1 protein-coding gene is annotated in these 494 nt (G+C 67.2%); it reads right to left on the bottom strand.

Annotated features, from left to right (window positions below; genetic code table 11):
- Window positions 1-494, bottom strand: a 494-nt coding sequence (locus tag GPA21_RS20395) for a pyridoxal phosphate-dependent decarboxylase family protein (RefSeq protein ID WP_168989873.1), incomplete at both ends; no start/stop codon positions are given.

The following is a 494-nucleotide window of genomic DNA, read 5'->3' as shown; positions in this document are numbered from 1 at the left end:
AGATACCCTCCCCCGAAGCTGACCGCCGCATTCGCACGTTCCAGGTCGCGGAACATCACCAAGGCCGAATCCTTGGGCTGGAAGAGCCATTTGTGGGCGGACACCGCCACCGAATCGGCGGCTTCGATACCGTCGAGTCGTACGGAGTGGGTGCGACTCAGCCGCAGCGGACCCGCCCAGGCCGCATCGACGTGTGTCCACTTCGCCTCCCCGGCCAGCTCCAGCGGGTCGATCGCCCCCGTGGCCGTGGTGCCAGCGGTGAGAACCAGGCAGGCCTCGTCGAGGTTCGGCAGTTGCTCGCGGTCCAGCCGCCCCCGCTCGTCGAGCGCCACCTTCACACACTCGAGGCCCAACAGCCGACACGCCTTCTCGACGCTCAGATGCGCGGCCTGAGAGGTGACTACCTTCTTCACACCCGCGGCATCACGTGCGGCCCAGATCGCGGTCAGATTCGCAATGGTCGAACCCGCGCAGAAGTGCCCGCCCTCCATGCC

Origin of the sequence: Azoarcus taiwanensis (genome assembly GCF_012910885.1) — a bacterium.
Classification (GTDB): domain Bacteria; phylum Pseudomonadota; class Gammaproteobacteria; order Burkholderiales; family Rhodocyclaceae; genus Azoarcus_F; species Azoarcus_F taiwanensis.
This window is presented reverse-complemented; position numbering and strand designations above follow the sequence as displayed.